Annotated in this window: 9 protein-coding genes; 4 read left to right on the forward strand and 5 right to left on the reverse strand. The window is 62.8% G+C overall.

Translation table 11 applies throughout. From position 1 onward, the window contains the following. The 4 genes from purH (at position 1) to TK42_RS06675 (ending at position 7,051) form a co-directional block, all read left to right on the forward strand. Positions 1–1,608, forward strand: coding sequence for a bifunctional phosphoribosylaminoimidazolecarboxamide formyltransferase/IMP cyclohydrolase (gene purH / locus TK42_RS06655; protein ID WP_032878113.1), 1,608 nt, complete (start codon positions 1–3; stop codon positions 1,606–1,608). A 158-nt stretch (positions 1,609–1,766) separates the two neighbouring features. Continuing rightward, positions 1,767–3,059 (forward strand): phosphoribosylamine--glycine ligase, encoded by a 1,293-nt coding sequence (purD, locus tag TK42_RS06665; RefSeq protein ID WP_103733880.1) that lies wholly within the window; start codon positions 1,767–1,769, stop codon positions 3,057–3,059. A 115-nt stretch (positions 3,060–3,174) separates the two neighbouring features. Then, positions 3,175–5,949: a hybrid sensor histidine kinase/response regulator gene (locus tag TK42_RS06670; protein ID WP_032878117.1), complete on the forward strand. Its 2,775-nt coding sequence runs from the start codon at positions 3,175–3,177 to the stop codon at positions 5,947–5,949. 505 nt (positions 5,950–6,454) lie between these two features. Continuing rightward, positions 6,455–7,051 carry a MarC family protein gene (locus TK42_RS06675; protein ID WP_003171467.1) on the forward strand — a complete coding sequence of 199 codons (597 nt, stop codon included), beginning with the start codon at positions 6,455–6,457 and terminating at the stop codon, positions 7,049–7,051. On the opposite strand, the gene TK42_RS06680 is transcribed toward TK42_RS06675, so the two are convergent. From TK42_RS06680 to cobG, 5 genes are all read right to left on the reverse strand, one after another. Further along, complete coding sequence (locus tag TK42_RS06680) at positions 7,048–7,827, reverse strand: hypothetical protein (protein ID WP_032878118.1); 780 nt, start codon at positions 7,825–7,827, stop codon at positions 7,048–7,050. The genes TK42_RS06675 and TK42_RS06680 overlap by 4 nt on opposite strands. Positions 7,828–8,064: 237 nt before the next feature. Next, entirely contained in the window at positions 8,065–9,702 is a 1,638-nt protein-coding gene (gene cobJ / locus TK42_RS06685; protein ID WP_078820176.1) for a precorrin-3B C(17)-methyltransferase, read from the reverse strand. Continuing rightward, on the reverse strand, positions 9,702–10,433 hold the full coding sequence (locus tag TK42_RS06690) for a precorrin-2 C(20)-methyltransferase (RefSeq protein WP_032878120.1): 732 nt from the start codon (positions 10,431–10,433) through the stop codon (positions 9,702–9,704). Before TK42_RS06690 ends, cobJ begins: the two co-directional genes overlap by 1 nt. Beyond that, a complete protein-coding gene (locus tag TK42_RS06695; RefSeq protein ID WP_032878122.1) occupies positions 10,433–11,059 on the reverse strand; it encodes a precorrin-8X methylmutase in 627 nt (208 codons plus the stop codon). The genes TK42_RS06690 and TK42_RS06695 overlap by 1 nt, the downstream gene beginning before the upstream one ends. Beyond that, positions 11,052–12,398: a precorrin-3B synthase gene (gene cobG / locus TK42_RS06700; protein ID WP_103733881.1), complete on the reverse strand. Its 1,347-nt coding sequence runs from the start codon at positions 12,396–12,398 to the stop codon at positions 11,052–11,054. The genes TK42_RS06695 and cobG overlap by 8 nt, the downstream gene beginning before the upstream one ends. Positions 12,399–12,412 lie beyond the last annotated feature (14 nt).

Genomic DNA, 12,412 nt, shown 5'->3' on the forward strand with positions numbered 1-12,412 from the left:
ATGACCGACCAGACTACCCGCCTGCCGATCCGCCGCGCCTTGATCAGTGTTTCCGACAAGACCGGGATCCTCGAATTTGCCCGGGAGCTGGAAGCCCTGGGTGTGGAAATCCTCTCCACGGGCGGGACCTTCAAACTGCTGCAGGACAACGGCGTGGCCGCAGTAGAAGTCGCGGACTACACCGGTTTCGCAGAAATGATGGACGGTCGCGTCAAGACCCTGCACCCGAAAATCCATGGCGGCATCCTCGGCCGTCGCGGCATCGACGACGCCATCATGACCGAGCACGGCATCAAGCCGATCGACCTGGTGGCCGTTAACCTCTACCCATTCGAAGCCACCATCAACAAGCCAGGCTGCGACCTTCCCACCGCCATCGAGAACATCGATATCGGCGGCCCGACCATGGTGCGCTCGGCGGCCAAGAACCACAAAGACGTGGCCATCGTGGTCAACGCCAGCGACTACGCCAACGTGCTGGCAAACCTGAAAGCCGGTGGCCTGACCTACGCCCAGCGTTTCGACCTGATGCTCAAGGCGTTCGAACACACCGCAGCCTATGACGGCATGATCGCCAACTACATGGGCACCGTGAACCAAGCGGCTGACACCTTGAGCACAGAAGGTCGCAGCCAGTTCCCGCGCACCTTCAACAGCCAGTTCATCAAGGCCCAGGAAATGCGCTACGGCGAGAACCCGCACCAGAGCGCGGCGTTCTACGTGGAAGCCAAGCCTGCCGAAGTGGGCATTGCCACCGCGACCCAGCTGCAAGGCAAAGAACTTTCCTACAACAACGTGGCCGATACCGACGCCGCGCTGGAATGCGTGAAGAGCTTCGTCAAACCGGCCTGCGTGATCGTCAAGCACGCCAACCCGTGCGGCGTGGCCGTGAGCCCGGACGCTGAAGGCGGTATCCGCCAGGCGTACGAACTGGCCTACGCCACCGATACCGAATCTGCGTTCGGCGGCATCATTGCCTTCAACCGCGAGCTGGATGCCGAGACCGCCAAGGCGATCGTCGAGCGCCAGTTCGTCGAGGTGATCATCGCGCCAAGCGTCAGCGAAGAAGCCCGCGCCATTGTCGCCGCCAAAGCCAACGTGCGCCTGCTGGCCTGCGGCGAGTGGTCGGCCGACCGCGCCGCTGCCTGGGACTACAAGCGCGTCAATGGCGGCTTGCTGGTACAGAGCCGCGACATCGGCATGATCGGCAGCCAAGACTTGAAAGTGGTGACCAAACGCGCCCCGACCGAGCAAGAGATCAACGATTTGATCTTTGCCTGGAAAGTCGCCAAGTACGTTAAATCCAACGCCATCGTCTACGCCAAGAACCGCCAGACCATCGGTGTCGGCGCCGGCCAGATGAGCCGTGTGAACTCGGCGCGTATCGCCGCGATCAAGGCAGAACACGCCGGTTTGCAGGTGGTGGGTTCGGTAATGGCTTCCGATGCATTCTTCCCGTTCCGTGATGGCCTGGATAACGCCGCGAAAGCCGGTGTTACTGCCGTGATCCAACCGGGCGGCTCGATGCGTGATGCAGAAGTGATTGCCGCTGCTGATGAAGCCGGCATCGCCATGGTCTTCACCGGTATGCGCCACTTCCGCCACTGATCCCACTCGATCGAAATGTGGGAGGGGGCTTGCTCCCGATAGCGGTATTTCAGCAGGTTGATTATTTGACTGATACACCGCAATCGGGAGCAAGCCCCCTCCCACATAAAGCGCACTTGCGGCGCCTCACAGAATTTGCTTCATCCGAGGTTTTTGAAATGAATGTTTTGATCATTGGCAGCGGTGGCCGTGAACACGCCCTGGCCTGGAAAGTTGCCCAGGACCCACGTGTCCAGAAAGTCTTCGTCGCCCCCGGCAACGCCGGTACCGCCATTGAGGCCAAGTGCGAAAACGTCGCCATCGACGTACTGGCCCTTGAGCAACTGGCAGATTTTGCCGAGAAGAATGTTTCCCTGACCATCGTCGGCCCGGAAGTGCCACTGGTTGCCGGCGTCGTCGATCTGTTCCGCAGCCGTGGCCTGGATTGCTTCGGCCCGACCGCTGGCGCCGCCCAGTTGGAAGGCTCGAAAGCCTTCACCAAGGATTTCCTGGCACGCCACAAGATCCCCACCGCCGACTACCAGAACTTCACCGAGATCGAGCCGGCCCTCGCCTACCTGCGCGAAAAAGGCGCACCGATCGTGATCAAGGCCGATGGCCTGGCTGCCGGTAAAGGCGTGATCGTCGCCATGACCCTGCAGGAAGCCGAAGACGCCGTGCGCGACATGCTCGCCGGCAATGCCTTTGGTGATGCAGGTTCGCGCGTGGTGATCGAGGAATTCCTCGACGGCGAAGAAGCCAGTTTCATCGTAATGGTCGACGGCAAGAACGTACTGCCCATGGCCACCAGCCAGGACCACAAGCGCGTCGGCAATGGCGACAGCGGCCCGAACACTGGCGGCATGGGTGCTTACTCCCCGGCGCCAGTGGTCACCAGCGATGTGCATCAGCGCGTCATGGACCTGGTGATCTGGCCGACCGTGCGCGGCATGGCCGACGAGGGCAACGTCTACACCGGTTTCCTCTACGCCGGCCTGATGATCGACAAAGCCGGTAACCCGAAAGTCATCGAGTTCAACTGCCGTTTCGGCGATCCGGAAACACAACCGGTGATGCTGCGCCTGCAATCTAGCCTGGTGCTGCTGGTGGAAGCGGCGCTGGCCCAAGCGCTGGATAAGGTCGAAGCACAGTGGGACCCACGCCCGAGCGTCGGCATCGTGCTGGCGGCCGGTGGTTACCCTGCCGATTACGCCAAGGGCGATGTGATTGAAGGTCTGGACGCCGCCGCTGCGCTGGAAGGCAAGGTGTTCCACGCAGGTACCGCGCTCCAGGACGGCAAAGTTGTAACCGCAGGTGGCCGTGTGTTGTGCGCTACCGCAATGGGTGCCAGTGTCGATGCCGCACAACAGCAGGCGTACAAGCTGGCCGCGAAAATCGACTGGAAAGGTTGCTTCTACCGCACCGACATCGGCTACCGCGCCATTGCCCGTGAACGCGGCGAGAACAGCTGAGAGCTACACTTGCAGTAGCTATCCGTTCGGTTAGGTAAGGGCCTTTGGCCCTTGCCGTACACATGTCGCCCCGCGCATAGTTAACCCGTGCATCAACCTACGAAGGGATTTCGCCGTGCGCTGGCTCAGGATCGCCATAGGTTTCACAGTCAGCTTGCTGACCCTGCTCTGCCTGCTCCCGGCCCAGGCCGCCGCGCAAGGCAGTGGTTGGGCGGTATTGCTTGATGAACAGGCCGACCTGCAACTGAGCGACATCCGCTCCGCCCGCTACACCAATCAATTCAGCCCCATCGAACTGGACCGGATCACTGCCGCGCAGCCGGACGGTGCGTTGTGGGTGCGCTTCAGGCTGCAGCCCGGCAAGCACGAACAAGTGCTGCGGGTCTTTGCCCCGGATCTTTCCAGCCTGAGCCTGTATGTACTGGACGGCGATACCCTGGTGGAGCAACAAACCACCGGCACGCGCCAACCCCAGGTTGAACGCCCGCTGCCCAGCAGCGATTTCATGCTGCCGATGCCCCAGAGCCCACGGCCTCTGGAGGTGTACCTGCGCCTGGTCTCGGAACACGAACTGCGCCCCTACATCACCCTGGAACCTGCAGTACTGGCCGCCGCCAACCAGAACCAGACGCTGATCTACGGCCTGCTGTTCGGCGTGCTGCTGATGCTGATCCTGCACAACCTCACGCGCTTCGCCTACCACCGCTCGCGCAGCAGCCTGTGGCTGGCCGCCTGCGAATTGCTGTTGATGCTCAGCCTGGCGCTGCTGCTCAACCTGGTGGGGCCATGGCTGCCGAACTGGCACGCGATCCAGACCCCTGGCGCCTACCTCGCCCTGTTGCTGACCGCACCTTGCGGGTTGATGTTCGCCTACCGCTTCTTCATGCCCCTGGGCCCGCACCCGCTGAACAAGGTGTTGATGGCCGATATCCTGCTGATCGTGCTGTGCGGTCTGCTGTTGTTGTTCGTCAATACCCTGCCACTGAACATCATCACCTATGCCCTGGTGGCGCTGGCCGGCCTGAGCATGTTGTTTGTCTCGGCCTACCACTGGCAAAAAGGCTACCGCCCGGCGCGTCTGTTCGTGGCGGCGATGGTGGTGTTCAACATTGGCACACTGATCATTCTTCCCGCCCTGCTCGGCCTCACCCTGGTGGCGCCGCAGGGCCTGATCGTCACCCTGCTGGGTTTCATCTGCCTCAGCGGCCTGTTGATGAGCCTGGCCCTGGGCGAACGCCAGCGCGCGATTGTCGAAACGCGCTTCAGCCTGAGCCGCGACCTGGCCGCCAGCAACGCCGAAATCGCCGCCAAGGCCGAGTTCCTGGCGAAGATCAGCCATGAAATCCGCACGCCCATGAACGGCGTGCTGGGCATGACCGAACTGCTATTGGGTACGCCGCTGTCGGTGAAGCAGCGCGACTACGTGCAGACCATCCACAGCGCCGGTAACGAGCTGCTCACCCTGATCAACGAGATTCTCGACATTTCCAAGCTGGAGTCCGGGCAGATCGAACTCGATGATGTGCAGTTCGACCTCAACGCGTTGATCGACGACTGCCTGAGTATCTTTCGCGCCAAGGCCGAGCAGCAGAATGTCGAGCTGATCAGCTTTATCCAGCCCCAGGTGCCACGCGTGATCAGCGGCGACCCGACGCGCCTGCGCCAGGCGTTGTTGAGCCTGCTGGAGAACGCCCTGCACAAGACCGATGAAGGCGAAGTGCTGATCGTCGTGGCCCTCGACGAGCGCAGCACCAAGCCCCGTTTGCGCATTGCCGTGCAGGACAGCGGCGTGCCGATGGAAGCCGCCGAACGCGACGCGCTGCTGCACAGCGAACTGCACAGCAAGAACTTCCTCTCGGCGACACGCCTGAGCGGTCACCTGGGCCTGGTCATTGCCCGCCAGTTGATCCTGCTGATGAACGGCGAATTCGGTATCAAGAGTGGCAGCCATCAGGGCAGTACCTTGTGGCTGACCCTGCCGCTGGACCCGGAGCGCCTGGAGCACCCGACGTCGGATCTCGACGGCCCGCTCAAGGACGCCCGCGTGCTGGTGGTGGACGACAACGACACCTGCCGCAAAGTACTGGTGCAGCAATGTTCGGCCTGGGGCCTTAATGTCAGCGCCGTGCCGTCCGGCAAGGAGGCCCTGGCGCTGCTGCGCACCAAGGCACACCTGCGCGATTACTTCGACGTGGTGCTGCTGGACCAGAACATGCCGGGCATGACCGGCATGCAACTGGCGGCGAAGATCAAGGAAGACCCGAGCCTGAACCACGACATCCTGCTGATCATGCTCACCGGTATCAGCAACGCGCCGAGCAAGATCATCGCGCGCAACTGCGGGATCAAGCGCATCCTCGCCAAACCCGTGGCCGGTTATACGCTCAAGACGACCCTGGCCGACGAACTGGCCCAGCGCAGCAAAGGCGCAGCCATTCCACGCCCCGCCCCCAGCGCACCGGTGGCGGTGACCGTACCGAGCGATTTCCGCATCCTGGTAGCCGAAGACAACAGCATCTCCACCAAAGTGATTCGCGGCATGCTCGGCAAACTCAACCTCAACCCGGACACCGCCAGCAACGGCGAAGAAGCCCTGCAAGCGATGAAAGCCCAGCGCTATGACCTGGTGTTGATGGATTGTGAAATGCCAGTCCTCGATGGATTCTCTGCCACCCAGCAGCTGCGCGCGTGGGAAGTCAGCCACCAGCGCGTACGCACGCCGGTGGTAGCGCTCACGGCGCATATTCTTTCGGAACATAAAGAACGCGCACGCCAGGCCGGCATGGACGGGCATATGGCCAAGCCGGTGGAGCTATCACAGTTGCGCGAGCTGGTGGATTACTGGGTAGTGCAGCGCCAAAAGCTTCCTGAGCGCAGCACCATTTCCTGATTTGAAATACCATCCCCTGTGGGAGCGGGCTTGCTCGCGAAGGCGGCCTGACAGCCGACACAGTTATACCGAGTACATATCCATTCCTGCGGTAACGGCCACTTAGGGTTCCGCTTTTACAGCGGGTCACTTTTGAAAAGCGCAGAAGTAACCCAAACGCTCTTGCCCCACCACTCGGCACCTCGCTTAGGCTCGGTGTGCCCGTAATCCGCCATGGATTTGGGGGGCCGCCGCCACGCGCCATCCATGGCGAGGGGCGGCTAAACCGGCATCCCTGCCGGTTTACCCCCCAAATCCCTGTCGAATTCCGGCCAGCGTGGTTTAGCGGGGCGCCGAAGATCAAAAGCAGATCAAAAGCGACTCGCTTCGCATCGTGGTTACCGTCGGCTGCTACAACCTACAAAATTGTTTAGATACCTATGGCTATCGCAGTTCAAGCCAGCTCCCACATTTGATCTCTGTCGGATAGACTCCTCCACACTTCCCCCGCCCGCGAGCCGCCCCCATGCTCCATGTGTTATTCAGCGTTTACCTGAAGATGCTGGTGCTCTACAGCCCGTTTTTTGTGCTGTCCTGCTTTATCAGCCTGACCCGTGGCTATTCCAGCAAGGAACGTCGGCGCCTGGCCTGGAAAGTCGCACTGGCGACCCTGGTATCGAGCGTGTTGCTCTACCTGTTCGGCAGGGTGATTTTCAGCGTGTTCGGCATTACCGTGGACGCGTTCCGTATCGGCGCCGGCAGCGTGTTGTTTATCTCGGCCCTGGGCATGGCTCAGGGCAAGTCGGCGGTGCAGACCGACAACGTGCAGCAGGACGTGACCATCGTGCCGCTGACCATCCCGCTCACTGTCGGCCCAGGCACCATCGGTGCGCTGCTGGTGATGGGCGTGAGCCAGCCCCACTGGGACGACAAGCTCACCGCCATCCTCAGCATCGCCTTGGCCAGCCTCACAGTGGGTGTGGTGCTGTACCTGTCCAACCGTATCGAACGGATTCTCGGCGACCAGGGCTTGCAGATTGTCAGCCGGTTGATGGGCCTGTTCGTATGCGCCCTGGCCGCGCAAATCATTTTTACCGGGGTTCGCGGCTACCTGGTGCCTTAGATCCGGTATTTGGCAATCGCCAGCTGCACCTTGTCACCGGCGCTTTCGCGCATCAGCTGGATGGTTTTTTCGTTGACCACCGAGGTGTTCAGCACCAGGCAGGTTTGCCCGCTGAAAGCCTCGAACGATGAGCTGTCCCATTCAAGGAACGGCACTCCCACCTGTTTGTTCACGCCGTGGCTGCTGAAGGTCACCAGCACCATCATCACTTCACCATTGGTTTCGGCGCAGGACGCCACGCCGAAGTCACCGCCCTCATGCACCGCGCTATTGCGCTTGAACAAATCAAAAGACGCCGGCTGCCGCTTCAATGCCTCCAGCGCATCGGCGGCCAGTTTTGGCAGCGCGGTAACCAGCGGCCCCGACAGTGACATCGACGCCAGCAGCGCGCCGATAATATTCAGCGCAGCCAATTGCACCGTCAGCCCCTTGCCGGAGCGTGAGACCCGCTCGAAACTGCTGCGCACCGGCAGCCAGCCAAGACTGACCATGACCTTGATAAATTCGTCGTACCACGCCTCGGTGCCCCGATGTACTTTCAATACATCGCTCACGTAACTGCTGGCCAGCAGGTAACTCTTGCGAATGTATTCGCGGTTCAGCCCAGACAGCCCCTCGGCGAAGGAAATCACCCCGTTGTTGACCACCGCCGCATTGCAGTCGTCGTCAGTGTCCAGAGGTAACGCCGCGTGCACTCCTGGTGCCCCCGGCAACTTGTAGGCGGCAATCAGCTTGCGCCGTTTGATAGTGTTGATCCTTCTGTGACGTCGCTCCATTTTTCAGTTCTCCACAAGCACCCGACATGGGGCTTTCCTTCACACTAGTCCAGCGGGCGGAGGGCTTTCCATGCGACAAACATGCCTTGGTGGCACCGGTCAAAACCCAGTGCCCAGCAATCACAAGGCACAGCCGGCAGGCTTGCGGTTTTCACCGTAAAAAAAAGAAAAAGCCCCGAACAACATCAGGAGAATCCCTGGGTCATTCGGAGCTTTCCGACGGCCAGTGGGCCGTTTTCAGGAGGCGGGTTTGTCGCCGTACCAACGCGGCGTGTACACCCACGCCCCGCCACCGGCACGCGGGAACACGCAGGTGGTGGACGAGCCGATCAGCACCATGGTGCGCATGTCCACCTGCTCGGGCGTCAATTGGCCCAGGGTGGTGACGCGTAGCGTCTGGCCCGGGCGGCCGATGTCGCGGCCCAGCACCACCGGCGTATCGGGCGTGCGGTGCAGGCCGACGATCTCCAGGGCACGCCCCAGTTGCCAGGGCCGCGAACGCGAGATCGGGTTGTAGAACGCCAGGGCCAGATCGGCCTGGGAAGCCAGGTCCAGGCGCTTTTCAATGATCGACCAGGGCTTGAGGTTATCCGACAGCGACATGACGCAGAAGTCATGCCCCAAGGGTGCACCGGCCTGGGCAGCGGTGGCCAGGGAGGCAGAAACCCCCGGCAGGATTTCCAGGTCGACCTGATGCCAGGCCGGGTCCGTGGAGTCGTGCAGCGCCTCGATCACCGCGGCGGCCATGGCGAATACACCCGGGTCGCCGGACGATACCACCACCACCGAACGCCCCTGCGCAGCCAGCTCGAAAGCATGGCGAGCGCGCTGCATTTCTTCGCGGTTGTCGGTGCAGTGTTGCACTTGATCGTCACGGAACGGCCCGGCCATGCGCACATAGGTTTCATACCCCAGCACATCGGTGCAACGCGCCAGTTCCGCCTTGACCGCCGGCACCATCAACTCGGCCGCGCCGGGACCCAGGCCGATCACTGCGAGACGGCCACGGGGGCGTCCCACCTGCGACACGTCCAAGGGCTGTTCGGCCACTGTAATGCTGATGTCCGCAACGGGCGTCACCGGGGCAAAACGCAGCGGCACACCCAACGCCAGCGCAGCTTCATGCAATGAGGCGTCGGCCATCTGCAGGTCGCTGGCCAACAGGCAGGCCACGGCTTGCACCGCGATCCCCGCCTCATGCAGCGCAGTGCGCACGCGCTCGGCCAACCGCGCACCAGGCTTGCAGGTAATGCAGACGTTTTGCGGATAAATCAGCAGCTCGTTCGCTGCCGGTGGGCGCTCGGCACTGCCCACATGAATCGCCAGGCGCGCCTGTGGGTCCTGGGCCAGATTGGCTTGATCCAGCCACGGCGCCACGCCTTCGACGCGTACCGACTCACCGGCCAAAAGGTCCGAGACAAAGCGCTTGCCCAGTTCAATGTCCGCCAGTTGATAACCCGTCGGCGGGTTGAGCAGGCAGGTGCCAAAACGCAGTTCGCCACTGGTGGTGATTGCCGCGGATACGCCCAATGCCGCGGCGATGTCCCGCGCCATCACATTCACCCCGCCCAGGCCACCCAGCAGCGGCACCACGGCGCTGCCGTCTTCTGCCACGGCCAGCACGGCGGGTTCCTCGCCCTTTTCCAGCAGCAGCGGCGCCAAGGTGCGAATCACAATGCCGGCCGCGCACAGGGCAATCAGCGGCGTGCCTTGCTGGTAGAGCTGGCGCAGCGTCGCGCCGAACTCGCTGTAGCTCTGGTCCGCCCCTTCAACCCGAGCGGCCAGGCCGTGGATCAACGCGCCAGGGTAAACCTGCTGGATCTTGCGCGCCGTTGCCAAACTGCCTTGGCCCAGAATCACAATCGCCGGAGTCATCAACCTTGCCACCTTTCACCGGGCACGATGATCAGCGAGAAATACGGCGACGACATCGGCTCCACCTGGTCCAGCGGCACGATCTTCTGGTTGGCCATGGTGGCGCGCTCCACGTACAACGCACGTTCGGCCAGGCCCAGCTCTTCCAACACCTGGCGCACCTTCGGGAAGTTGCGCCCCAGCTTCATGATCACTGCGGCATCGGCATCCGCCAGGCGGCGCTTGAGGTCATCATGGGGCAACACGCCCGAGAGCACCGACAAGCTCTGGTTGCGATACACCAACGGCGCGCCGAGCACCGAAGCGCCACCGAGCATCGAACACACGCCCGGAATTACCTGGGCTTCGTAGCGCTCGGCAAGGCGGTCATGCAGGTACATGTAGGAGCCGTAGAAGAACGGATCACCTTCGCAGATCACCGCCACATCGCGGCCCGCCTCCAGGTGCGCGGCCACGTCGAGGCTGGCGTTGTCGTAGAAGTCGCTGATCACTTGTTCATAAGACAGCGGCGCCGGCAGCGCTTCAGTGGTGACCGGGTACACCAGCGGCATCAGGGTCTGCTGTGGCACCAGGTGGCCTTCGATGATGCCGAAAGCGTTGCCCTTCTTGCCCTTGGCCACGAAATACGCCACCACCGGCGATTCACGCAGCAGGCGCAGGGCCTTGAGGGTGATCAGTTCCGGGTCACCGGGGCCTACGCCCAGGCCGATCAAACGTCCGCGCACCTGCATTATTCGACCTCCGTGGCCAGGGCGTTGACGGCGGCGGCAGCCATTGCGCTACCGCCCAGGCGGCCTTGCATGATCACGAAGGGTACGCCACGGCTGTCGGCGGCAAGCATGGCCTTGGATTCGGCGGCGCCGACGAAACCGACCGGGAACCCCAGGATCAGCGCCGGTTTCGGCGCGCCGGCGTCGAGCATTTCCAGCAGGTAGAACAAGGCGGTCGGCGCGTTGCCGATCACCACCACGCTGCCTTCCAGGTACGGGCGCCACAGCTCCAGGGCGGCAGCGGAACGGGTGTTGCCCAGCTCCCGCGCCAGCTGCGGCACGCTGTCGTCGCGCAGGGTGCAGATCACTTCGTTATTGGCCGGCAGGCGCGCACGGGTCACGCCCTCGGAGACCATCCGCGCATCACACAGGATCGGCGCGCCAGCAGCCAGCGCATCGCGCCCGGCCTTGCCCGCCCCTTCGGAAAATTGCAGACCGTCGATGGCCTCGACCATGCCGCACGCATGAATCACCCGCACCGCGAGCTTTTCCAGATCGGCCGGGATGCGGTCCAGGTTGGCTTCCGCGCGAATAATGGCAAAGGAGTTGCGATAGATCTCCTGACCGTCGCGGATGTAATCAATCATCGGTGTTGCTCCGTGGGCGAGCGCGTAACAGGGCGCCCGCCGCTTCAATGGAAAGAGTGCGCGCGTGCAGCCGACCGAAACCCGAGTGGGCTGCATCGCGAAAATAGAGGTCGTAATGGCCGGGGCTCACCGCCAGCAACGTGACCGGCGCGGTGTGCGCGGCGGCGCATGAGCGCGGGCAGCCGGACAGGTGCGCTTCGACGCCGGGTTGCAGGGCGGCCAGTTGCACCGCGTCGGCCTTGGTATCGGCCAGGCCCTTGCCGCAACCGCTGGAACCGGTGCAGGCAATCATGCGCGCCAGGGGTTGGTCGATTGAACACACAAAGCCCAGTTGCGCCAGGCGTTCGGTCACGGCGCCAACGCGTTCAATGTTGGGCAGTAGCACGCCCTGCCAGGGCGTGAAGCGCAACGTGCCATCGCCGTACTCGCTGGCCAGTTGCGCGGCGCCCTGGAGCATCAGCGAATCCAGGCGGCCCAATGGCGCGACTGCCGCGACGTAAAACTGATTCTTTTGGGCCTGTGGATAACTGCCGATGTGCAACAACGCCCCACTGGCCGGGCGCTTGAAGCCCTGCGCCGACAACAGCGGCAGCCTCAGGCGGCCCAACAAGTTATCCACAGGCAGATGACGCATACGTGTTTGCTCGGGCGTCGCCAGGTCGAGAAAGGCCTCCAGCACCGCCACCACCAGCGCATGACCCTGGTCCAGCGGCACTGCCGCCACGGGCGCATCCAGCCCCGGACAACCGGCCAGGCCGAACGCCAACAGCGTCTGACCATCGCGCACAAACGCCGACAGCCACAGGTCATGGTGATGCTCCAGCATCGCCAGGGCTTCACCGCCATCGAGTTGTATCGCGAACTTGGCCGACAGCTGGTGGAACCGCGCATGGTTTTGCAAGGTGGCAAGAATCTGCGTGGCCAGCGGGCGGGTGTCGAACAGCATCTGCGGGTCGATACCAGCAGCGGGGCTGAGCATCAGGTTGCGCACGTCGTCACCGGCAGCGTTATTGGGGCCCAGACCGGCGGCAAGCAACCTGGCGATCAAGGCGTCCTGCTCGGCGCCAATGCCGCGGATCTGCAAGTTGGCGCGGTTGGTCGCCTCGATTATCCCGCCCGCGTACGTACGGGCCGCGTCGGCCACGGCGCTGGCCTGGGCTGCGGTGATCGAACCACCGGCCAGTTTGATCCGGCAAATGCCGCCGTCCAACGCCTGGACAATACGCAGCAACCCCGGACAAGCCGAGGGGCGCATGGTATTCACAGCGGGCGTTGGGTTCACGGGGCTACCGGTTGACGGGTAAAGGCGCGGTATTATGCCTGCTTTGTCCGGCGGCATGAAAAGCCTGCCCG

Origin of the sequence: Pseudomonas sp. GZJR-8 (assembly GCF_002916705.1) — a bacterium.
In the GTDB taxonomy this organism is placed as follows: Bacteria; Pseudomonadota; Gammaproteobacteria; order Pseudomonadales; family Pseudomonadaceae; genus Aquipseudomonas; species Aquipseudomonas synxantha_A.

Excerpts from the sequence above, each read along its gene's own strand:
- purH (WP_032878113.1), top strand. The coding sequence starts at position 1 with ATGACCGACCAGACTACCCGCCTGCCGATCCGCCGCGCCTTGATCAGT.
- purD (WP_103733880.1), top strand. The coding sequence starts at position 1,767 with ATGAATGTTTTGATCATTGGCAGCGGTGGCCGTGAACACGCCCTGGCC.
- TK42_RS06675 (WP_003171467.1), top strand. The coding sequence starts at position 6,455 with ATGCTCCATGTGTTATTCAGCGTTTACCTGAAGATGCTGGTGCTCTAC.
- TK42_RS06680 (WP_032878118.1), bottom strand. The coding sequence starts at position 7,827 with ATGGAGCGACGTCACAGAAGGATCAACACTATCAAACGGCGCAAGCTG.
- cobJ (WP_078820176.1), bottom strand. The coding sequence starts at position 9,702 with ATGACTCCGGCGATTGTGATTCTGGGCCAAGGCAGTTTGGCAACGGCG.
- TK42_RS06690 (WP_032878120.1), bottom strand. The coding sequence starts at position 10,433 with ATGCAGGTGCGCGGACGTTTGATCGGCCTGGGCGTAGGCCCCGGTGAC.
- TK42_RS06695 (WP_032878122.1), bottom strand. The coding sequence starts at position 11,059 with ATGATTGATTACATCCGCGACGGTCAGGAGATCTATCGCAACTCCTTT.
- cobG (WP_103733881.1), bottom strand. The coding sequence starts at position 12,398 with ATGCCGCCGGACAAAGCAGGCATAATACCGCGCCTTTACCCGTCAACC.